Raw genomic sequence first — 19,534 nt, 5'->3', positions numbered from 1 at the left:
GGCCTCCGGCTGGGAGGGACCGTCGGACCCCGGGGCGGGGGCGGAGCTGCAGGCGGTCAGGGACAGCAGCATCAGGCAGACCAGGAACAAAGCGGTAAAGCGGCGCATCATCATAAGTCCTTTCCAGTCGTTTTTTCTGTTATCTCCAGTATAGCAGGTCGGCTTTGGAAAGAAAACAACAAAACAATGACAAAAGCGGATGGAACCTTCCATCCGCTTTTGTGTTAACGCTTGTCGCCGGGCTTGAAAAGCAGCGCCATGAGGACGCCGAATACCACGGCTGCCGTAATACCGCCTGCCGTGGCGGTAAGCCCCCCTGTCAGCACGCCCAGCCAGCCCTTTTCACCAATAGCCTTGGAGACGCCTTTGGCCAAAGCGTGGCCGAAGCCCGTCAGGGGCACCGTGGCTCCGGCGCCGCCCCAGTCGGCAATGGGCTGATAGAGGCCCAGGGCACTGAGAAGAACGCCCGCCACCACATAGCCCGTCAGGATGCGGGCGGGGGTCAGCTTGGTCTTGTCGATCAGGATCTGACCGATGGCGCAGAGGATGCCGCCGCAGAGGAACGCGTTGAGATAGTCCATGAGGAACCCTCCCGGAAATGATTTCTGGGGTCAGTATGCCCGGGAATGGAGATCCTATGCAATGGATGGGGGAGACCCGCCGAAGCGGACCTCCCCCGAAAGAAGGGAAGCAAAGGGAGATGGTTACTGGGCCTCGTCCTGGAGGGCGTCGTAGCCCTGCTCGCCGGTACGGACCTTGATGACGTTCTCCACGTTGGAGATGAAGATCTTGCCGTCGCCGATGTTGCCGGTGTAGAGGACCTTGCGGGCGGTGTTGACCACCAGGGAGACGGGCAGCTTGCTGACCACGATGGACACCTGCAGGCTGGGCAGCATGGTGGCTTCCACCTTGGCGCCGCGGAAGTAGCCCTCGGTCTTGCCCCGCTGCTCGCCGCAGCCCATGACGTTGGTGGCGGTCATGCCGGTGATGCCGATGTCGAACATGGCGCGCTTGAGCGCGTCGAACCGCTCCATCTTGCACAGAATGTCAATCTTGGTCATCTTCACGCCGCCCACGGGAGCGGAGGGCTCCACCACAGAGGCGGCCACCTCCACGGGAACGGCCTCCTTGACGGGCGTAGCGCCGGTGACCTCGGCCACCAGGTCGGCGGGGGTATCGTCATAGACGAAGGCGAAGCCGCCGTAAGCGGAGGGCAGGCCGTGCTCGGTGATATCCAGGCCCTTCAACTCCTCCTCGACGGAGACGCGGAGGCCGATGGTGCTCTTTAGGATCACGAAGACAATGGTGATCATCACAGCGGCCCAGAGGGCAGTGGCAGCCACACCCAGGCACTGGATCAGGAAGAAGTGGAGACCGCCGCCGTAGAACGCTCCGCCGTCCACAGCCAGCAGGCCGGTGAGGATGGTGCCCAGAGCACCGCAGACGCCGTGCACGGAGATGGCGCCCACGGGGTCGTCAATTTTCACCACGGAATCAAAGAAGTTGACGGAGATGGGGAGGACCAGGCCGGCGACGAGGCCGATGATGGCGGCGCCCACAGGGGATACCATGTCGCAGCCGGCGGTGATGGCCACCAGACCGGCCAGGGCGGCGTTCAGGGTCATGCCCACATCGGGCTTCTTGTAGCGCAGCCAGGTATAGAGCATGGTGACGCAGGAGGCCACGGCAGCGGCCAGGTTGGTGTTCACGAAGATGAGACCGGCGGAGACGATGGCCTCGTTGCTGTCCATGGCCACGGTGGAGCAGCCATTGAAGCCGAACCAGCAGAACCACAGAATGAACACGCCCAGGGCGCCCAGGGACAGGTTGTGGCCGATGATGGCCCGGGGCTTGCCGTCCTTGTCGTACTTGCCGATGCGGGGGCCCAGGAAAGCGGCGCCGATGCAGGCGCACACACCGCCAACCATGTGGACCGCGGTGGAACCGGCGAAGTCATGGAAGCCCAGCTGGCTCAGCCAGCCGCCGCCCCAGATCCAGTGGCCGGAGATGGGATAGATGAACGCGGAGATGCAGAAGGAGTAGATGCAGTAGGAAATGAACTTGGTGCGCTCTGCCATGGAGCCGGAGACGATGGTGGCGGCGGTGGCACAGAACACGGTCTGGAAGATCAGGAACGCGAACAGAGGCACGCCGGCGGGAAGCACATCGGCGTAGTCGCCCAGGACAAAGGGATCAAAGCCGCCGATGATGGCGCCGGCCCCGCCGAACATGAGGCCGAAGCCCAGGATCCAGTAGGTGGGGGTGCCGATGCAGAAGTCCATGAGGTTCTTCATCAGGATGTTGCCGGTGTTCTTGGCACGGGTGAAGCCTGCCTCACACATGGCGAAACCTGCCTGCATGAAGAAGACCAGGGCTGCTCCCAACAGGACCCAGATGGTGTTGACGGATGAATACATAAAATTCCCTCCTTGAAGCAAATAAGGCAAGGACGCCGAGAGCTTTCCTCTCAGGCGTCCTTGCCTTTACGATGGTAAAACTTTACACCACCAAAGCCAAAATCGTCAATGTGCGAAATCGACAAGCATTTTGCTGCTTCTGACAAAAAGTTCTCTAAAATTTATATAGGTTGAACAATGCGTCGGAAAACGGTAAACGCCGGGGCATTCCTGCCCCGGCGTTTAGGACTATTACATGGTGCGCATCAGGTTGGTGTAGCCCATCAGGTATCCGTCCACCTCCGCGGCGGCGGCCCGGCCCTCCGCGATGGCCCAGACCACCAGGGACTGGCCCCGGCGCATGTCGCCGGCGGTAAAGACCTTCTCCACACTGGTGGCGAAGTGGCCCTCCTCCGTGGCGACGGTCTTCCCGGCCTCCACGCCGAATGCGGCGCACACGTCTGCCCGGCAGCCGGCAAAGCCGGTGGCGCCGATGAGAAGCTGGCAGGGGAGGGTGTCCCCGTCGGTGGTGACAATAGCGGTGAGACTGCCGTTCTCGTCCTTCACCAGGTCCTTGACCTGAACGCCGAAGCGGCGGGGGTCCCGTCCGGTGACGGCCAGGGCCTCCTCGTGGGCGTAGTCCGTGGGCAGCTGGCCGTTCTTCCGGTAGTCACTCTCCGGGCGGCGCACCAGCTGGGTAACGGAGGCGGCACCCTCCCGCAGGGCGGTGGCCACGCAGTCGCTGGCGGTGTCGCCGGTACCGATGATGACCACATCCCGTCCCTCCGCCGTGGGGATGGCGGGGCTCTCTCCGAACTGGTGGCGCTGGACGGCGGCCTTCAGATACTCCGTGCCGAAGTACACCCCGGTGACGCCCTGGGTATCCAGGCCCAGGGGGCGGGGGGTCTCGGAGCCGCAGCAGAGGACCACGGCGTCGTATTCCTTCAGCAGCCGCTGGGCGGTCTTGGGCTCCGCGGCGTCCACGCCGCAGACGAAGCTGACGCCCTCGTCGGTCATCAGGTCCACCCGGCGCTTCACCACGTCCTTGGGCATCTTCATGTTGGGGATGCCGTAGGTCAGCAGGCCGCCGGGATGGGCCTCTCGCTCAATGACGGTGACGGAGTGGCCCCGGTGATTCAGCTGGTCGGCCACCGCCAGACCGGCGGGGCCGGAGCCGATGACGGCCACCTTTTTCCCGGACCACTGGGGCGGGCGGCGGCGCTTGACGGCCTTGGAGGCAAAGGCCTCCTCAATGATGCAGCGCTCATTGTCCCGGATGGTGACGGCGTCCCCGTAGATGCCGCAGATGCAGGCCTGCTCGCAGGGGGCGGGGCAGACCCGGCCGGTAAACTCCGGGAAGTTGTTGGTCTTCAGCAGGCGGCTCAGACCGTGGGGCTGGTTGCCGGCGAAGATCATGTCGTTCCATTCGGGGATCAGGTTGTGCAGGGGGCAGCCGAAGGTTTTTCCTTTAAACATCATGCCTGCCTGGCAGTAGGGCACGCCGCAGTTCATGCAGCGCCCGCCCTGCTCCTGCCGTTCCTTGGCGGGGAGGGCCAGGTGGAATTCCTCCCAGTCATGGACCCGCTCCTCAGGGGCGCGGTTCCGGTCGTCCTGACGGACGTACTCCAAAAATCCGGTGGTTTTTCCCATGGTGATCGCCCTCCTTTCTCAGCTTCTGGTGTTGGCGTAGAACGCCTCGATCTCCGCCTGCTCCCGGCTCATGCCCTTTTCCTCGTACTGGGCAATGGACCGCAGCATCCGGTCATAGTCTCTGGGCATGACCTTCTTGAAGCAGGGAACGTAGGACTTGAAGGCTGCCAGGATCTGCTTGCCCCGGGGAGAGCCGGTGGCGGCCACGTGTTCTTCAATGAGGGAGCGAAGCTCCTGGATGTCGTGGGACTCCGTCAGGGTGTCGATCAGCACCTGCTCCTTGTTGAGCCGCATGTAAAGGTCGTGCTTCTCGTCCAGCACATAGGCGATGCCGCCAGACATACCCGCCGCGAAGTTCTTGCCGGTGGAACCCAGGATGACCACCCGGCCGCCGGTCATGTACTCGCAGCCGTGGTCGCCTACGCCCTCCACCACTGCCACGGCGCCGGAGTTGCGGACGCAGAACCGCTCGCCGGCCACGCCGTTGATGAAGGCACGGCCAGAGGTGGCGCCGTACAGGGCCACGTTGCCCACGATGATGTTCTCACCGGGGTCGAACTGGGTGCCCTTGGGGGGATAGAGGATCAGCTTGCCGCCGGAGAGTCCCTTGCCGAAACCGTCGTTGCAGTCGCCCTCCAGGGCCAAAGTGAGGCCCTTGGGGATGAAGGCACCGAAGGACTGACCGCCGCCGCCCCGGCAGGTGATGACGTAGCTGTCATCCGGCAGGGAGTCGCCGCATTGGCGGGTGATCTCGGAGCCGAAGAGGGTGCCGAAGGAGCGGTCCGTGGAGGAGACATCCAGGCTCAGCTTGCCGGACTTCTTGCCCTTCAGGCTCTTGCCCAGCTTCTCCACCAGCACGCTCATGTCCACGGTGTCCTCCAGGTGGAAGTCATAGACAGCGGCGGGATCAAAGTGGGGCACGTGGTCGCCGTAGGGGTTCTGGAGCAGTCCGCTGAGGTCCAGGGTCTCCGCCCGGTGGGTGATGAGCTTTTCCCGGACCTGCAGCAGGTCGCTGCGGCCCACCAGCTCGTCCACGGTGCGGATGCCCAAGCGTGCCATGTACTCCCGCAGCTCCTGGGCCACGAAGGTCATGAAGTTGATGACGTATTCCGGCTTGCCCGCGAAGCGCTTGCGCAGCTCCGGGTTCTGGGTGGCGATGCCGGCGGGGCAGGTGTCCAGATTGCACACCCGCATCATGCAGCAGCCCATGGTGACCAGGGGCGCGGTGGCAAAGCCGAATTCCTCGGCGCCCAGCATACAGGCGATGGCCACATCCCGGCCGGTCATCAGCTTGCCGTCGGCCTCAATGATGACCTGGTGCCGCAGGCCGTTCTTGATCAGGGTCTGGTGGGCCTCCGCCACGCCCAACTCCCAGGGCAGGCCCGCCCCCTGGATGGAGTTCTTGGGAGCGGCGCCGGTGCCGCCGTCGTAGCCGGAGATCAGCACCACCTGGGCGCCCGCCTTGGCAACGCCTGCGGCGATGGTGCCCACGCCAGCCTCGGACACCAGCTTCACGCTGATGCGGGCATGGCGGTTGGCGTTCTTCATGTCGTAGATCAGCTGGGCCAGGTCCTCAATGGAGTAGATATCGTGGTGAGGCGGGGGAGAGATCAGGCTGACGCCGGGGGTGGAGTACCGGGTCTTGGCGATCCAGGGGTATACCTTCTTGCCGGGCAGGTGGCCGCCCTCGCCGGGCTTGGCGCCCTGGGCCATTTTGATCTGAATCTCCTGAGCGCTGCACAGGTACTCGCTGGTGACGCCGAAGCGGCCGGAGGCGATCTGCTTGATGGCGGAGCACCGCTCGTCCCGCAGCCGATCCGGGGACTCGCCGCCCTCGCCGGAGTTGGACTTGCCGCCGATGCGGTTCATGGCGATGGCCATGCACTCGTGGGCCTCCTGGGAGATGGAACCGTAGCTCATGGCGCCGGTCTTGAAGCGCTTGACGATGGATTCCACCGGCTCCACCTCGTCGATGGGGATGCCGCCGTTGGGATCGAACCGGAAGCCCAGCAGGCCCCGCAGGGTGTGGGGCTTGTCGGCAAAGTCCACCAGGGAGGTGTATTCCTTGAAGGTGTTGTAATTGCCCTCCCGGGTGGCCTTCTGCAGCAGCAGGATGGTCCGGGGATTGTACATGTGGTCCTCCTTGTCGGGACCGGACCGCAGCTTGTGGGTGCCCATGGAGTCCAGAGTGGCGTCAAAGCCCAGGCCCAGGGGGTCGAAGGCCTGGTTGTGGTTCCACTCCACGCCTTCGCCGATCTCCTCCAGGCCCACGCCCTCCACCCGGGAGACCGTGTTGGTGAAGTATTTGTCGATGACCTGCTTGTTGATGCCCACGCACTCGAAGATCTGGGCGGACTGGTAGGACTGGATGGTGGAAATGCCCATTTTGGAGGCGATCTTCACGATGCCGTGGAGGATGGCGCTGTTGTAGTCGTTGATGGCGGCGGTGGGGTCCTTGTCCAGCAGACCCAGGGTCACCAGCTCCTCCACGCACTCCTGGGCCAGATAGGGGTTGATGGCCTGGGCACCGTAGCCCAGCAGCGTGGCGAAGTGGTGGACGTCTCTGGGCTCGGCGCTCTCCAGCACCATGGAGACGGCGGTGCGCTTCTTGGTGCGCACCAGGTACTGCTCCAGGGCGGAGACTGCCAGCAGGGAGGGAATGGCCACATGGTTCTCATCCACGCCCCGGTCGGACAGGATCAGAATATTGGCGCCGTGCTTGTAGGCCCGGTCCACGTTGACGAACAGCTGGTCCAGGGCGTTCTCCAGGGGAGAGCCCTTGTAGTACAGCAGGGAGATGGTCTCCACATGGAAGCCGGGGCGGTCCATGTAGCGGATCTTCATCAGGTCCACGGAGGTGAGGATGGGGTTGTGGATCTGGAGAACGGCGCAGTTTTCCGCCTTCTCCTGCAGCAGGTTGCCGCCGGAGCCCACGTACACCGTGGTGTCGGTGACGATCTCCTCCCGGATGGCGTCCATGGGGGGGTTGGTCACCTGGGCGAAGAGCTGCTTGAAGTAGTTGAACAGGGGCTGGTGCTTCTCGCTGAGCACCGCCAGCGGCGTGTCCACGCCCATGGCGGCGGTGGGCTCGGCGCCGGCGCGGGCCATGGGGAGGATGGAGTCCTTCACTTCCTCGTAGGTATAGCCGAAGGCCTTGTACAGCCGGTCCCGCATCTCCTGGGAGTGGGTCTCCACCCGCTTGTTGGGGATGGGGAGGTCCTTCAGGTATACCAGATGCTGGTCCAGCCATTCGCCGTAGGGCTGCTGAACGGCACAGCGGTGCTTAATCTCGGCGTCGTCCACCAGGCGGCCCTCCCGCAGGTCGGCCAGCAGCATGCGGCCGGGCTGGAGGCGGGACTTCTTGATGATTTTCTCCGGGGGAATGTCCAGCACGCCCACCTCGGAGGAGACGATCAGGCGGTCATCGTCGGTGAGATACCACCGGCAGGGCCGCAGGCCGTTGCGGTCCAGCACCGCGCCCACGGTGTCGCCGTCGGAGAACACGATGGCGGCGGGACCGTCCCAGGGCTCCATCATGGTGGCGTAGTAGTGGTAGAAGTCCCGCTTCTCCCGGTCCATCTTCTTGTCGTTGGCCCAGGGCTCGGGGATGCACATCATGACGGCCTGGGGCAGGGGGATGCCGTTCATCATCAGGAACTCCAGGGTGTTGTCCAGCATGGAGCTGTCGGAGCCGCTCTGGTCCACCACGGGGAGGATCTTGTCCATATCCTCCTCCATGACCGCGGAGGACATGGTCTCCTCCCGGGCCAGCATGCGGTCCACGTTGCCCCGGATGGTGTTGATCTCGCCGTTGTGCATGATGTAGCGGTTGGGATGGGCCCGCTCCCAGCTGGGGTTGGTGTTGGTGGAGAACCGGGAGTGGACCAGGGCAATGGCGCTCTCGCAGTCCGGGTCCGTCAGGTCCGCGTAGAACTTGCGGAGCTGGCCAACCAGGAACATGCCCTTGTAGACGATGGTGCGGCTGGAGAAGGAGGGAATGTAGGTGTTGATGTTGGACTGCTCGAAGACCCGCCGGGCCACATACAGCTTCCGGTCAAAGTCCAGGCCTGGAGCGCAGTCCGCCGGGCGCTTCACGAAGCACTGGCAGATGCGGGGCATACAGCTGATGGCCTTTTCGCCCAGTACCTCCGGGTGGGTGGGTACGTCCCGCCAGCCCAGGAATTCCATGCCCTCCTTGGCCACGATGATCTCCATCATCTTCTTGGCCTGGGCACGCTTGAGGTTGTCGGCGGGGAAGAAGAACATGCCCACGCCATAGTCCCGCTCCTCGCCCAGGGTGATGCCCTCGGCGGCGGCTGCCTTTACCATCAGCTTGTGGGGCACCTGCAGCATCAGGCCTACGCCGTCGCCGGTCTCTCCGGCGGCGTCCTTGCCGGCGCGGTGCTCCAGCTTTTCCACGATTTTCAGGGCATTGTCCACGGTCTCGTAGGACTTGCGGCCCTTCAGGTCCACCACGGCGCCGATGCCGCAGGCGTCGTGTTCAAAAGCGGGGTCATACAGGGGATAACGTCTCTGGTCGGATTCCAGCATAGGAAACACTCCGTTTCATATTTGGGATTGGGATTCGGAAAAGAAAGGGGTCTCTGTTTCAGGGCACCCCATAAGAATCAAGGATGTACTGTGCCATGTCCGCCAGCTTCATGCCGGCGTCCATGCTGCGCTTTTGGAGGAAGCGGTGGGCCTCCGATTCCGTCATGCGGTTGGTGTCCATCAGCAGCTCCTTGGCCTTTCGGATGAGCTGCTGCTCCGCCTCCTTTCGCTTGGGAGGCGCGTGGTGCAGGTGGGCCTCCTCGAACTGCCGCATCAGGTCCAGGGTGGCGAAGAAGTCGGACCGGGAGATGGGGGTGGGGAGCTTGTAGAGGTTGTCCCGCTGGCAGAAGTCCAGGTTTACGGCGGAGGAGACCACCATCAGCAGAGCCGTACCCTGCAGGTCGGCAGCCAGATCGTTTGCCGTGATGTCCCGCAGCTTGAAGCCGCAGATCACGATGGCGCTGCCCAGCTTCCGGACGGTGCGGATGGCCTCCGCTCCGGAGGCGCAGCTGGCAGCGGGGGACCAGCCGTCGGATTCCAGCAGCCGGCAAATGCGGCGCTGGGCTTCTTCGTTGGCAAAGGCCACAACGATCCGGTCCATCTTCCTGTACCTCCTTTGCTGCGGAATGGGCCGATGGGGGACATCGGTCTTTGCGAATGGCTTCCGTGGGGACCGGTGCTCTGCCCGCTCTTACGGAAAGCGGCTGCTCAATAGGTCACCAGATACTTGTCCAGCTCCCACTGGGAGACCTGGGTGCGGTACTCCTCCCACTCCCGCAGCTTGCCGGTGATGTACTGCAGGGCGGTATGGGGACCCAGGGCGTCCAGGACCACACGGTCTGCCTCCAGCGCCCGGATGGCGGCCTCCAGGGTGCCGGGGAGGCTCTCCAGGCCGCAGGCGCTGCGCTCCTCCGCCGTCATCTCGTAGATGTTCCGGGAAATGGGGGCGGGGGGCGTCAGTTTCTTTTCAATGCCGTCCAGTCCCGCCGCCAGGCAGGCGGCAAAGACCAGATAGGGGTTGCAGGAAGGATCGGGGCTCCGTAGCTCCACCCGGGTGCCCTGCCCCCGGGGAGCGGGGATGCGGATCAGGGCGGAGCGGTTGGAGGTGGACCAGGCCGGGTAGCAGGGGGCCTCATAGCCGGGGACCAGCCGCTTGTAGGAGTTCACCAGGGGATTGGTCAGAGCGCAGAAGCCCTGGGCATGGGCCAGCAGGCCCGCGATAAACTGAGTGGCCAGGGGGGAGAGCTGGTTGGGAGTGCTTTCGTCGTAGAAGGCGTTGTGGCCGTCCCGGAACAGGGACATGTTGACGTGCATGCCGTTTCCGGCGGCACCGTAGACGGGCTTTGGCATAAAGGTGGCGTGGAGGCCGTTCTTTTGGGCCAGGGTCTTCACCGCCAGCTTGAAGGTCATGATGTTGTCGGCGGTGTGAAGGGCCTCGGCGTACTTGAAGTCCAGCTCGTGCTGGCCTGCGGCCAGCTCGTGGTGGCTGGCCTCGATCTCAAAGCCCATCTGCTCCAGGGCCAGGGTCACCTCCCGGCGGGTGCTCTCTCCGTGGTCCAGGGGACCCAGGTCGAAGTAGCCGGCCTCGTCGCTGGTCTGGGTGGTGGGGCGGCCGTTCTCGTCCGTCTGGAACAGGAAGAACTCCAGCTCCGGGCCTACGTTGAAGGTGTAGCCCAGCCGCTCCGCCCGCTGCAGCTCCCGCTTCAGCACGCTGCGGGGATCCCCCTGGAAGGAGGTGCCGTCCGGGTTATGGACGTCGCAGATCAGGCGGGCCACCTTGCCGTACTGGGGCCGCCAGGGGAGAATGGCGAAGGTGTCCAGGTCCGGCCACAGGTACTGGTCGGACTCCTCGATGCGGACAAAGCCCTCAATGGAGCTGCCGTCCATCATGATCTCATTGTTCACCGCCCGTTCGATCTGGGAGGCGGTGATGGCCACGTTTTTCAGCTGGCCGAAGATATCGGTGAACTGCATCCGGATGAACTGGATATCCTCCTCCTGCACCATTCGGATGATGTCCTCCTTGGTGTACTTCCCCATGACGCGGTCTCCTTTCTATGAAAAACCAGTTTATCAATTTAAAGCAGAAGAAAACTGAAAAAGAAAAAATGAGCGCGGACGACCCGAGAGGGGGCGCCTTTGCTCTCTCTACTTTCGGATTATACGAGGAAAAAACCCGCTCTGTCAACGTTTTTCGCGCTGACAGAACGGGTGGGAAAGTGATTTCGGAGACTTTTCTAAAATGGAAAGTGCTCCGAAAAAATCCTTTGTGCAATTTAATACGGCGGACAAGTGTGCTCGCATGGAAAACATTACCGCCTGTTGGAGAGGCAGACCACATGGCAGATGCCGGGGACGGATTCCCCCTGAAAGCTGGAGGTGGGAGACAACAGGGCGCCGGTGGGGGCGAAGAGGATGCGGTTCCAGCGGCCCCGGCGCATCTCTGTCAGCAGATAGCCGTTCAGTACGGAGGCGGAGCAGCCGCAGCCGGAGGCGCCGGCGTGCATGTCCTGCCGCTTCCGGTCGTACAGCAGCAATCCGCAGTCCTGGAAGTGGTCTCCCAGGTCGATGCCGTCCCGGGAGAAGAAGTCCCGGACGATGGCATGGCCCAGCTCCCCCAGGTCGCCGGTGACGATCAGGTCGTAGTCCTGGGGCTTGGTGCCGGTGTCCCGGAAAAAGGCGGCCAGGGTGTCGTAGGCTGCCGGAGCCATGGCTGCGCCCATGTTGTTGGCGTCGGTGATGCCCTTATCCACGATCTTGCCGCAGGTGACGTGGGTGACGTAGGGACCGGGGCCGTCAGACGCCAGGATGGTGCACCCGGCGGCGGTGGCGGTCCACTGGGCCGTGGGAGGCCGCTGGCTGCCGTAGGGCACTGGCATCCGATACTGCCGCTCGGCGGTGCAGAAATGGGAGGAGGTCATGGCGGCGCACTTGTCGGCGCAGCCGCTGTCGATCACCAGAGCCGCCAGGGACAGGGACTCCCCCATGGTGGAGCAGGCACCGTACAGGCCGTAGAAGGGAACACCGAAATCCCGCAGGCCGAAGGAGGAGCCGATGCACTGGTTCAGCAGGTCCCCGGCGAAGATATAGTCCAGGTCCTTAGGCTTCAGCTTTGCTTGGTCCAGTGCCCGCTGGAGGACCTTTTTCTGCATGGCGGATTCGGCCTTTTCCCAGGTCTTTTCCCCGAAGAAGGAGTCCTGGCTGGTTTCGTCAAAGTAGGTCCCCAGAGGCCCCTGACCTTCGAATTTTCCGCCGATGTTGGAGAAGGAAATGACGGAGGGGGGATGGGCCAGGGCGATGGTCCGCTGGCCGACGCGCTTGTCGTTCATGGATGCCACCTCGTTTGATGGATTTTCCATAGGTTGTCCATAAACGGCAAAAATATGAGCGGCAGACCGGAGATCAGTTGTCGGCCGGGTCGGGTTCGGAGCGGTACGGCGTGGGGAGCACCCGCAGAACCGGCCCTTCATCCCCTACATACAGTTCCTCGCAGTCCTGCTGCGCTTTTTCCAGAATCCGGATGGCTTTTTCCGTTTCCCGCATCAGGTGCAGATACATCTCTTTGTAGTCCGGCATTCCACTCCCACCTTTCTGGATACCTTGATTATAGCCGAATATTCGGCATTATTCAAGGGATGTATTTTCGGATATGCTAGATATAAGGCAGGTGTGGGCATGATTACGTTTGAACCGCTGTGGGAAACACTGAAACGGAAGAACATCTCCCAGTATACGTTGATCAAAGAGTACGGGGTCAGCACGGGCACCCTGGATGCCCTGCGGAAAAACCGCAGCATCACAATGAACACACTGAATGACCTCTGCAACATCCTGGACTGCGATATTTCAGATGTCATTCGTTTTACACCGGACAAACCATAACACGGGAAGCGCCCTATGGCGTTTCCCGTGTTGTTTTTTATGTATAGGACCGCTCCACGGTGACCACGGCGAAGTAGTTGCCGTCCAGGGCCCGGACGGCCTCCTGAATCTTCTTTGCCACCTCATCGTCGGTCAGGCGGAAGCCGAAGGGCACCACTGCGTCGAAAATCACGTTGGTGTGGGTGGGGCCTGCCACCATGCGGAAGTCGTGGATGCTGATCTGGTCATCGATGCAGTGGATCAGGGCCTGGACCCGCTTCCGGGTGTCCGCGGTGACGCCGTCGTCAATGACGACGGGGTCCATGTGGATGACGGCGTGGCAGCCCAGCTTTTCCTGCAGCTCCTTCTCCACATTGTCGATCTCGTCGTGGATATCCAGCACGTTCCCGGCAGCGGAGACCTCCGCGTGGAGGGAGATCATCACCCGGCCGGGGCCGTAGTCGTGGACGATCAGGTCGTGGATGCCGATGATGGCGGGATGGGCCATGACCAGCGTCTTGATCTCCTCCACGAACTCGTGGGTGGGCGGGGTGCCCAGCAGGGGGTTGATGGTGTCCTTGGCGGCGTTGAAGCCGGACCACAGGATAAACAGGGCCACCAGAATGCCCGCCCAGCCGTCGATCATGAGGCCGGAGAAGTGGCCCACCAGGGTGGCGACCAGCACGGCGGTGGTGGCCACGCTGTCGCTGAGGGAGTCCGTGGCCGTGGCCAGCATGGCGGAAGAGTTCAGCTTTTTGCCCAGGCGATGGTTGTAGAAGAACATGTACAGCTTCACCGCAATGGAGACCGCCAGGATGGCCAGCACCAGCAGGTCGAACTCCACGGGCTCAGGGTGAATGATCTTCGCAATGGAGGATTTGGCCAGCTCGAAGCCCATCAGCAGGATCAGCAGAGATACGCCCAGACCGGACAGGTACTCGATGCGGCCGTGGCCGAAGGGGTGGTCCGAGTCGGGCTTCTGCCCCGCCAGCTGGAAGCCCAGCATGGTGACGAAGGAACTGCCGGCGTCAGACAGGTTGTTGAAGGCGTCGGCGGTGATGGCGATGGAGCCCGCCAGGGTACCGGCGAAGAACTTGCCCAGAAACAGCAGGATGTTCAGGCCAATGCCCACCGCGCCGCAGAGGACGCCGTATGCCTTCCGGAGGTCCGCCTCCGTTTTTCCGTCCAGCTTCAGAAACAGCCGGGCCAACAGGGTTATCATACGATCAGGTCCTTTCCGAAACATGGACCGGGCGGCGGCCCGGTCCGGGTATCAAAATCATTTGCCGGGGATGACCAGCTTCATGTGACAGCACAGGTCGTCCAGGTCCCGGTCCGTGGCGGCGGGAATGCGCAGCTTGGCGCCGCAGTCCCGGCAGACCAGATCCACGGCGGAACGGCGGATCTCCATGCCGTAGCGGCTGCTGCCGCAGGCGCAGGTGATGCCCCGGGGCCGAGCGGCGATGTCCTTCAGCTCGGAGAGGACCTCGTACATGATCACGTTGTCCACGAAGGCCTCCTCGCCCTCGTCCTTCTGCTGTTTTTCCTTCTCCGCCAGAATGGCCAGCTCCCGCAGGTTCTTTTCCACGGTGCCCTCGTCGCCGATGAAGCAGGCGAACTGCTTGGTCCGGGCGCAGCCCAGGGCGGTGGCGCCGTGGAGCATCCGGTCCGGGGGGCACAGGGCCATGTGGGTCTCGCCGCACAGGCCGCAGGGGACGTAGACCTGGTACTTCTCGCCGTCGAATTTCACCTGCAGGCGGCTCTCCCCGCAGTCGCACTCCACCTCGGCGTTGGAGGCCTCCAGGGCGAACACGGAGCGGGCGGCCATGACGGTCTTGCCGCACTTGGGACAGAGATAGCCAAAGGTCCGCATCTCTTCACGCATATGCAAACACCTCGTTTGTGTAAATTCAGGACTCATATTATAGCATGGCAAATGCTGGTTGTACAGATGATTTATGGAGAGTTTACCCACTTGGCAGACCACATAATTAGATTACACGGTCACGGACCACCACGGTCCGGCTGTGTAATCTAATTTTTTTGCGTATTTTGTGCCAAACAGGAGGTGAATTTGATGGCAAGCTACACTTTCCGCTCCATAGAGGACCGGCGGAAAATCCAAAGCATGTGGGAAAGCGGCCTCACAGCCAAAGACATTGCGGATGAGATGGGCATGTCCCTCTCCACTGCCTACTATGAACTGAAAAGAGGCCAGGATGGCACAAGACTCCCGGACAAGCGGCTCAGATATGATGCCGAAACCGCCCAGCTCAATGTCCAGAGGTCGCTTGAGCGGAGAGGCCGCAGAGCTGCCAAGGCATAACCGCCCGCAACCAAGGAACACATCACCCCGCCAACCAAAGGAGGAAACCCGCATGAGTAACAACCCCAACCCCATTGTGCTGAAAGCACCCCGCATTTCTGATGAGTGCATTGGCACCGTCCGCCTCACCCCGGAGGCTGAGAAAGTGGTGCGCCGTTTGCGTGCCAAGACCAACCTGCCCATCCGGCAGATTGTTTCTGAAATTATCGTCCAGGCAGAAAACCTCATTGACATCGACACCGCCGATGATGACGAGGATTGACCTCATCAACTTCACGATGGTGGAACAGCCCAGCTATACGCACAAGCTGGTCATTGAGCATGGCCGGGTGAGCGACATGACAGACCAGCGTGATGCACTTTTCCAGGCCATCTATCTCATTTTGAATGTGGAGCGCTACGCATACCCCATTTACTCCTGGCGTTATGGTGTGGAGCTTGCGGACCTTATTGGCAAACCCAAAGATTATGCCATGAGCGAGATAAAACGGCGCATCACGGAGGCCTTGATGCAGGATGACCGCATCACCGCCGTGGATGACTGGAGCTTTGAAAGTGGCCGCAAGAGCGTGCTGGCCAACTTCAAAGTCTACACCATCTATGGTGATCTGGAGGTCACAAAGGAGGTTGAGTTTTAAGCATGTTTGAAAGCAAAACCTATGAGGCGCTTTTGGCAAGTGCTCTGTCCAGGGTGACCTCCGCCGTTGATAAGCGTGAGGGCTCCATGGTGATGAACGGTGTGGCCCCGTCCATGGCGGAGCTGGCCCAGCTCTACATTGCGGCTGACTTCGTTTTCAAGGCCACCTATCTGCTCACAGCGCCCCGTGAGTATCTTATCTTGCGGGCAAAAGATCGCAACATGTCCCCCTATCCTGCAAGCGCCGCTGTGTTCCGTGCGGTGTTCAATATTGAGGTGCCTGTTGGCACCCGTTTCTCTTGTGAGGACCTAAACTTTGTTGTGACGGGCCGCCTCACAGATGACACCGACACGGACACACGCCTCAGCCATGAGGTCACCTGTGAAACCGTTGGCACCGTGGCCAACGGCTACACCGGCGCACTCATCCCGGTGGAATATGTGAACGGCTTTCAATCATAAGTTTTTCGAACTTTTTGAAGTTCGAAAAACTTGCAGCAGCTTGTCGAAAAAACTTTTTCGACAAGCTGAACCGGCCAGCCGAAAGGCTGGCCGGTTGGATGGAGCGATTCAGCCGATGCCGCCCAGGATGGCCCCTGCGATGAGGGCCACCAGGCACAGGGGGCAGTAAAGGTACCGGCCCACGGGATAGAACCAGCCGCCCACCGCCTTGTGGTTGCCCAGGTTGACGGCGTCCAGGGCGGTCTCCTTTTTCAGGATCCAGAAGAACATGACGCCCGCCAGCAGGGCCCCGAAGGGGCAGATGTAGATGGAGACGGCGTCCATCCACTGAGAGGTGATGGCCTGGATCAGGGTGGCGACCACCACGCCGACGGCGTGGATGATGCCCACGGCGCTCACCCGCTTCATGCGGAACTTTTCCTGCAGGAAGGCCACGGGGGCCTCGTACAGGTTGATGATGGAGGAGACCCCGGCGAAGACCACGCAGAGGAAGAACACGATGCCTACCAGCCGGCCGCCGGGCATGCCGTTGAACACGTTGACCAGATAGATGAACATGAGGCCCGGGCCGCCGGCGGAGAGCTGCTCCCCGGTGGTGGCCATGGCGGGGATGATGACGAAGGCGGCCAGGATGGCGGCGATGGTGTCGAACACCGCCACGTTCCGGGCGGAGCCGGGAATGCCCACGTCACGGCCCAGATAGGAGCCGTAGATGACGGAGCCGTTCCCCGCCACCGACAGGGAGAAGAAGGCCTGCCCGAAGGCGTAGATCCAGACCTTGGGGTCGGCGAGGCCTGCGGGATGCAGGGTGAAAATGTACTGGTAGCCGTCCGCCGCTCCGGGCAGGCAGGCAATGTAGACCGCCAGTACCAGAAGCAGGCCGAAGAGAAGGGGCATCATGAACTTGCAGGAGAGCTCGATGCCGCCGGCCACCCCCAGGGACATGATGAGGAAGCTGACCACCACGGCCACGATGACCCAGGGCGCGTTATCCACCGCCACCACATCAAAAGTCCCGCTGATGACGGCCATATCCTGCCCCATGGCATACAGCTCCCCGGTGAAGGCCATGGCGGTGTATTTGAAGATCCAGCCCATGACCACCGAGTAGCCGATGGCAAGGCCCATGGAGCCGATGATGGGCAGCGCGCCGATATATTCGCCCAGACGGCGGTCTCCGGTGCGCTCCTCCGTGCATTTGCCGAAGGCGCCCACGGGGCCGGCGCCCGCCCAGCGGCCCAGAGCGAATTCCTCCATGACGCCGGAGGAGCCGATGAGCAGGACGAAGAGGAAATAGGGGAGCAGGAAGGTCATGCCTCCGTAGGTGGAGACCATGGCGGGAAAGCGCCAGATGTTGGCCATGCCCACGGCGGAGCCGATGCAGGCCATGATGAAGCCCCACTTGCTTTGGAAGCCGTCTTGCTTTTGCAGGTTTCCCGTGTTGCTCATAGTCCAGACACTCCTTTTCTCAGAATCAAACAGTGCGGGTGCGATTTGCTGTTACAGTGTATGCGGCGGCAGATGGGACATCTGTTAAGAAACGGTTCAGAAACGGACTGTCCGCGGAGAAACGGGGCGGAAAAAGGAGGCCTTGCGGGCCGGGGCCGGGACTGGTATAATCGGAGCAGAACATTTGAGAGGAGAGAACGCCGATGCAGACCGTGGGCCGCTTCGCCCCATCCCCCAGCGGGCGCATCCACCTGGGGAACATCCTGTGCAGCCTGCTGGCCTGGCTCAGCGCCCGACAGAAGGGCGGCCGGGTGGTGCTGCGCATCGAGGACCTGGACACCGCCCGGTGTCCCCGGCGGTACGGGGAGCAGATGGCGGCGGACCTTGCGTGGCTGGGCCTCACCTGGGACGAGGGTCCCGGTGTGGGCGGGCCTGACGGCCCCTATGAGCAGAGCCTGCGGACGGCGCTGTATGAACAGGCGCTGGAAAAGCTGACGGACATGGGCCTGGTGTATCCCTGCTTCTGCACCCGGGCGGAGCTCCACGCCGCCAGCGCCCCCCACCGGGAGGACGGTCAGGTGCTCTACGCCGGGACCTGCCGGGGGCTGACGTCGGAGCAGATCGCCGAAAAAAGAAAGGACCGGGCCCCGGCGCTGCGGCTGCGGGTCCCGGACGAGGACTGGGGCTTCACCGACGGACACATGGGGCCGTACCGGGAGAATCTGGCCCGGGACTGCGGGGACTTCCTGCTGCGGCGGTCCGACGGCATGTTTGCCTACCAACTGGCAGTGGTGGTGGACGACGCCGCCATGGGCGTCACAGAGGTAGTGCGGGGAGCGGACCTGCTGGATTCCACCCCCCGGCAGCTGTACCTCTACCACCTGCTGGGCCTGGAGCCGCCCGCCTTTTTCCACGGCCCTCTGCTGCTGACCAGCGATGGACGTCGGCTTTCCAAGCGGAACGCCGACGCGGGACTGGATGACCTGCAGGACCGCATGACGGCGGCGAAGATTTTGGGAAAACTGGCGTATGCGGCGGGCTTCAATCCCTCGGCGGAGCCGAAAACGGCGGAGCAGCTGCTGGCGGATTTCGACTGGGCCAAGGTGCCCAAAGAGGATATCCGCTTGCCGGAGGGGCTGTTCTGACCCGCCCTTAAACAATAACATGAACATGAAAACACCGCCCCAGACCCAAATCGGTCCGGGGCGGTGTTCTTATGCCTGCGGTTCCTGTTTCGGCGGTTCGGGCATCCGGGCTTCCGGAATGTCCACCTCCGGCATCAGCTCCTGGTTGACGATGGTCAGCATTTCCTCCAGCTTGGCGCAGTCCTCCGGGGAGAACCGGGCCGCGATGCGGTCCATGACCTCCACCATGTAGGCAGCGGAGATGTTGTAGTAATCTAGGTATTTCTGGGTGACCTCCAGGTGGTATTCCCGGCGGTCGTCCGGGGACTGCACCTTGTTGATGTAGCCCTTCTTCACCAGACTGTTGACCTTGTAGGCCGCGTTGGGCGGGGAGATGCGCATGAAGGAGGCAAACTCGTTGACCGTGGGGCTGCCCAGGGCCAGGATGCTCTCCATGCAGAAGGTCTCCACCGTGGTGAGACTGGCCTCCCGGTTCTGGAACCGGAGGAAGATCTCCTGATAAAAGTGCAGCTTGAATTTGGTATATACGTTGAAAAACGCGTGTTTCAGCATACGCTCCGCCTGCTTTCCCGCTGTGATCGTTTCCGTAAAAGACAGTATACCAAGTTTGCGGGAAAACGGCAAGTCATTCCGTTCCAATGGCAAAGGTGATCTCCGCGGTGACGGCCACCTCGCCGTTGACGGTGGCTTTACAGGTGCCGATGCCCACGGGGCCCCTCTGCTTCGTCAGGACGCATTCCATCTCCACCACGTCCCCGGGCACCACCTGACGCTTGAAGCGGGCATCGTGGACCCGGCCCAGAAAGGCCAGCTTACCCCGGTTCTCCGGCAGGGAGAGGATGGCCACGCCGCCCACCTGGGCCATGGCCTCGATCAGCAGGACGCCGGGCATGACGTGCTTCTGGGGGAAGTGGCCCTGGAAGAAGGGCTCGTTGACGGTAACGCACTTGATGCCCTTGGCCCATTTGCCCGGCTCCCCGTCCACGATGCGGTCCACCAGGGCGAATGGGTAGCGGTGGGGCAGGATCTCCGCAATCTGATTGGAATCATACTGCAT

At 62.3% G+C, this 19,534-nt stretch carries 19 protein-coding genes; 6 read left to right on the top strand and 13 right to left on the bottom strand.

Annotated elements, in window-relative coordinates:
- Window positions 1-224: 224 nt before the first annotated feature.
- From spoVAE to JQM66_RS05170, 8 genes are all read right to left on the bottom strand, one after another.
- Window positions 225-581, bottom strand: coding sequence for a stage V sporulation protein AE (gene spoVAE / locus JQM66_RS05205; RefSeq protein WP_235228816.1), 357 nt, complete (start codon window positions 579-581; stop codon window positions 225-227).
- 123 nt (window positions 582-704) lie between these two features.
- Window positions 705-2,417 (bottom strand): ammonium transporter, encoded by a 1,713-nt coding sequence (locus JQM66_RS05200; RefSeq protein WP_235228814.1) that lies wholly within the window; start codon window positions 2,415-2,417, stop codon window positions 705-707.
- Window positions 2,418-2,648: 231 nt separating this feature from the next.
- Window positions 2,649-4,046, bottom strand: coding sequence for a glutamate synthase subunit beta (locus JQM66_RS05195; RefSeq protein WP_235228813.1), 1,398 nt, complete (start codon window positions 4,044-4,046; stop codon window positions 2,649-2,651).
- 18 nt (window positions 4,047-4,064) lie between these two features.
- Window positions 4,065-8,597 carry a glutamate synthase large subunit gene (gene gltB, locus JQM66_RS05190; protein WP_235228812.1) on the bottom strand — a complete coding sequence of 1,511 codons (4,533 nt, stop codon included), beginning with the start codon at window positions 8,595-8,597 and terminating at the stop codon, window positions 4,065-4,067.
- A gap of 58 nt (window positions 8,598-8,655) precedes the next feature.
- Complete coding sequence (locus JQM66_RS05185; RefSeq protein ID WP_235228811.1) at window positions 8,656-9,198, bottom strand: ANTAR domain-containing response regulator; 543 nt, start codon at window positions 9,196-9,198, stop codon at window positions 8,656-8,658.
- A gap of 107 nt (window positions 9,199-9,305) precedes the next feature.
- A complete protein-coding gene (gene glnA / locus JQM66_RS05180; RefSeq protein WP_235228810.1) occupies window positions 9,306-10,637 on the bottom strand; it encodes a type I glutamate--ammonia ligase in 1,332 nt (443 codons plus the stop codon).
- A gap of 272 nt (window positions 10,638-10,909) precedes the next feature.
- Window positions 10,910-11,926, bottom strand: coding sequence for a stage V sporulation protein AD (spoVAD, locus tag JQM66_RS05175; protein WP_235228809.1), 1,017 nt, complete (start codon window positions 11,924-11,926; stop codon window positions 10,910-10,912).
- Window positions 11,927-11,999: 73 nt separating this feature from the next.
- Window positions 12,000-12,173 carry a hypothetical protein gene (locus JQM66_RS05170; RefSeq protein WP_235228808.1) on the bottom strand — a complete coding sequence of 58 codons (174 nt, stop codon included), beginning with the start codon at window positions 12,171-12,173 and terminating at the stop codon, window positions 12,000-12,002.
- A gap of 99 nt (window positions 12,174-12,272) precedes the next feature.
- Here JQM66_RS05170 and JQM66_RS05165 point away from each other — a divergent pair, with 99 nt between their 5' ends.
- Window positions 12,273-12,479, top strand: coding sequence for a helix-turn-helix domain-containing protein (locus JQM66_RS05165; RefSeq protein WP_235228807.1), 207 nt, complete (start codon window positions 12,273-12,275; stop codon window positions 12,477-12,479).
- Between the two features lie 37 nt (window positions 12,480-12,516).
- Here the strand turns inward: JQM66_RS05165 and JQM66_RS05160 are convergent, their stop codons facing one another.
- Window positions 12,517-13,680, bottom strand: a complete 1,164-nt coding sequence (locus tag JQM66_RS05160; protein ID WP_235228806.1) for a cation diffusion facilitator family transporter — start codon at window positions 13,678-13,680, stop codon at window positions 12,517-12,519.
- Between the two features lie 57 nt (window positions 13,681-13,737).
- Window positions 13,738-14,343, bottom strand: coding sequence for a hypothetical protein (locus JQM66_RS05155; RefSeq protein ID WP_235228805.1), 606 nt, complete (start codon window positions 14,341-14,343; stop codon window positions 13,738-13,740).
- A 192-nt stretch (window positions 14,344-14,535) separates the two neighbouring features.
- On the opposite strand from JQM66_RS05155, the gene JQM66_RS05150 reads away from it, so the two are divergent.
- The 4 genes from JQM66_RS05150 to JQM66_RS05135 are packed head-to-tail and all read left to right on the top strand — an operon-like array spanning window position 14,536 to window position 15,883.
- Window positions 14,536-14,784 (top strand): helix-turn-helix domain-containing protein, encoded by a 249-nt coding sequence (locus JQM66_RS05150; RefSeq protein WP_235228804.1) that lies wholly within the window; start codon window positions 14,536-14,538, stop codon window positions 14,782-14,784.
- A gap of 52 nt (window positions 14,785-14,836) precedes the next feature.
- Window positions 14,837-15,046 carry a hypothetical protein gene (locus JQM66_RS05145; RefSeq protein WP_235228803.1) on the top strand — a complete coding sequence of 70 codons (210 nt, stop codon included), beginning with the start codon at window positions 14,837-14,839 and terminating at the stop codon, window positions 15,044-15,046.
- Complete coding sequence (locus tag JQM66_RS05140; protein WP_235228801.1) at window positions 15,030-15,422, top strand: DUF2634 domain-containing protein; 393 nt, start codon at window positions 15,030-15,032, stop codon at window positions 15,420-15,422. The genes JQM66_RS05145 and JQM66_RS05140 overlap by 17 nt, the downstream gene beginning before the upstream one ends.
- Before the next feature lie 2 nt (window positions 15,423-15,424).
- A complete protein-coding gene (locus JQM66_RS05135) occupies window positions 15,425-15,883 on the top strand; it encodes a baseplate J/gp47 family protein (protein WP_235228800.1) in 459 nt (152 codons plus the stop codon).
- Between the two features lie 108 nt (window positions 15,884-15,991).
- On the opposite strand, the gene JQM66_RS05130 is transcribed toward JQM66_RS05135, so the two are convergent.
- Window positions 15,992-17,332, bottom strand: coding sequence for a sodium-dependent transporter (locus JQM66_RS05130; RefSeq protein ID WP_235228799.1), 1,341 nt, complete (start codon window positions 17,330-17,332; stop codon window positions 15,992-15,994).
- A gap of 203 nt (window positions 17,333-17,535) precedes the next feature.
- On the opposite strand from JQM66_RS05130, the gene gluQRS reads away from it, so the two are divergent.
- Complete coding sequence (gene gluQRS, locus JQM66_RS05125; RefSeq protein ID WP_235228798.1) at window positions 17,536-18,477, top strand: tRNA glutamyl-Q(34) synthetase GluQRS; 942 nt, start codon at window positions 17,536-17,538, stop codon at window positions 18,475-18,477.
- A 69-nt stretch (window positions 18,478-18,546) separates the two neighbouring features.
- Here gluQRS and JQM66_RS05120 read toward each other — a convergent pair whose 3' ends face one another.
- Both JQM66_RS05120 and fabZ read right to left on the bottom strand, forming a co-directional pair.
- Window positions 18,547-19,029, bottom strand: coding sequence for a MarR family winged helix-turn-helix transcriptional regulator (locus JQM66_RS05120; protein ID WP_235228796.1), 483 nt, complete (start codon window positions 19,027-19,029; stop codon window positions 18,547-18,549).
- A gap of 73 nt (window positions 19,030-19,102) precedes the next feature.
- Window positions 19,103-19,534, bottom strand: a complete 432-nt coding sequence (fabZ, locus tag JQM66_RS05115) for a 3-hydroxyacyl-ACP dehydratase FabZ (RefSeq protein ID WP_235228820.1) — start codon at window positions 19,532-19,534, stop codon at window positions 19,103-19,105.

Source organism: Oscillibacter valericigenes (assembly GCF_021531915.1).
Taxonomy (GTDB): domain Bacteria; phylum Bacillota; class Clostridia; order Oscillospirales; family Oscillospiraceae; genus Oscillibacter; species Oscillibacter valericigenes_A.
The sequence above is the reverse complement of the archived record's forward strand: the minus strand, read 5'-3'. Positions and strand labels throughout refer to the sequence as shown.

What these genes read in the sequence shown, in the direction of transcription:
- gltB (WP_235228812.1), bottom strand. Translation starts at nt 8,597, where the DNA reads ATGCTGGAATCCGACCAGAGACGTTATCCCCTGTATGACCCCGCTTTT.
- JQM66_RS05120 (WP_235228796.1), bottom strand. Translation starts at nt 19,029, where the DNA reads ATGCTGAAACACGCGTTTTTCAACGTATATACCAAATTCAAGCTGCAC.
- spoVAD (WP_235228809.1), bottom strand. Translation starts at nt 11,926, where the DNA reads ATGAACGACAAGCGCGTCGGCCAGCGGACCATCGCCCTGGCCCATCCC.
- JQM66_RS05145 (WP_235228803.1), top strand. Translation starts at nt 14,837, where the DNA reads ATGAGTAACAACCCCAACCCCATTGTGCTGAAAGCACCCCGCATTTCT.
- JQM66_RS05160 (WP_235228806.1), bottom strand. Translation starts at nt 13,680, where the DNA reads ATGATAACCCTGTTGGCCCGGCTGTTTCTGAAGCTGGACGGAAAAACG.
- JQM66_RS05200 (WP_235228814.1), bottom strand. Translation starts at nt 2,417, where the DNA reads ATGTATTCATCCGTCAACACCATCTGGGTCCTGTTGGGAGCAGCCCTG.
- JQM66_RS05195 (WP_235228813.1), bottom strand. Translation starts at nt 4,046, where the DNA reads ATGGGAAAAACCACCGGATTTTTGGAGTACGTCCGTCAGGACGACCGG.
- JQM66_RS05155 (WP_235228805.1), bottom strand. Translation starts at nt 14,343, where the DNA reads ATGCGTGAAGAGATGCGGACCTTTGGCTATCTCTGTCCCAAGTGCGGC.
- JQM66_RS05150 (WP_235228804.1), top strand. Translation starts at nt 14,536, where the DNA reads ATGGCAAGCTACACTTTCCGCTCCATAGAGGACCGGCGGAAAATCCAA.
- JQM66_RS05165 (WP_235228807.1), top strand. Translation starts at nt 12,273, where the DNA reads ATGATTACGTTTGAACCGCTGTGGGAAACACTGAAACGGAAGAACATC.
- JQM66_RS05185 (WP_235228811.1), bottom strand. Translation starts at nt 9,198, where the DNA reads ATGGACCGGATCGTTGTGGCCTTTGCCAACGAAGAAGCCCAGCGCCGC.
- fabZ (WP_235228820.1), bottom strand. Translation starts at nt 19,534, where the DNA reads ATGCAGTATGATTCCAATCAGATTGCGGAGATCCTGCCCCACCGCTAC.
- spoVAE (WP_235228816.1), bottom strand. Translation starts at nt 581, where the DNA reads ATGGACTATCTCAACGCGTTCCTCTGCGGCGGCATCCTCTGCGCCATC.
- JQM66_RS05170 (WP_235228808.1), bottom strand. Translation starts at nt 12,173, where the DNA reads ATGCCGGACTACAAAGAGATGTATCTGCACCTGATGCGGGAAACGGAA.
- JQM66_RS05130 (WP_235228799.1), bottom strand. Translation starts at nt 17,332, where the DNA reads ATGAGCAACACGGGAAACCTGCAAAAGCAAGACGGCTTCCAAAGCAAG.
- gluQRS (WP_235228798.1), top strand. Translation starts at nt 17,536, where the DNA reads ATGCAGACCGTGGGCCGCTTCGCCCCATCCCCCAGCGGGCGCATCCAC.
- JQM66_RS05140 (WP_235228801.1), top strand. Translation starts at nt 15,030, where the DNA reads ATGATGACGAGGATTGACCTCATCAACTTCACGATGGTGGAACAGCCC.
- JQM66_RS05135 (WP_235228800.1), top strand. Translation starts at nt 15,425, where the DNA reads ATGTTTGAAAGCAAAACCTATGAGGCGCTTTTGGCAAGTGCTCTGTCC.
- glnA (WP_235228810.1), bottom strand. Translation starts at nt 10,637, where the DNA reads ATGGGGAAGTACACCAAGGAGGACATCATCCGAATGGTGCAGGAGGAG.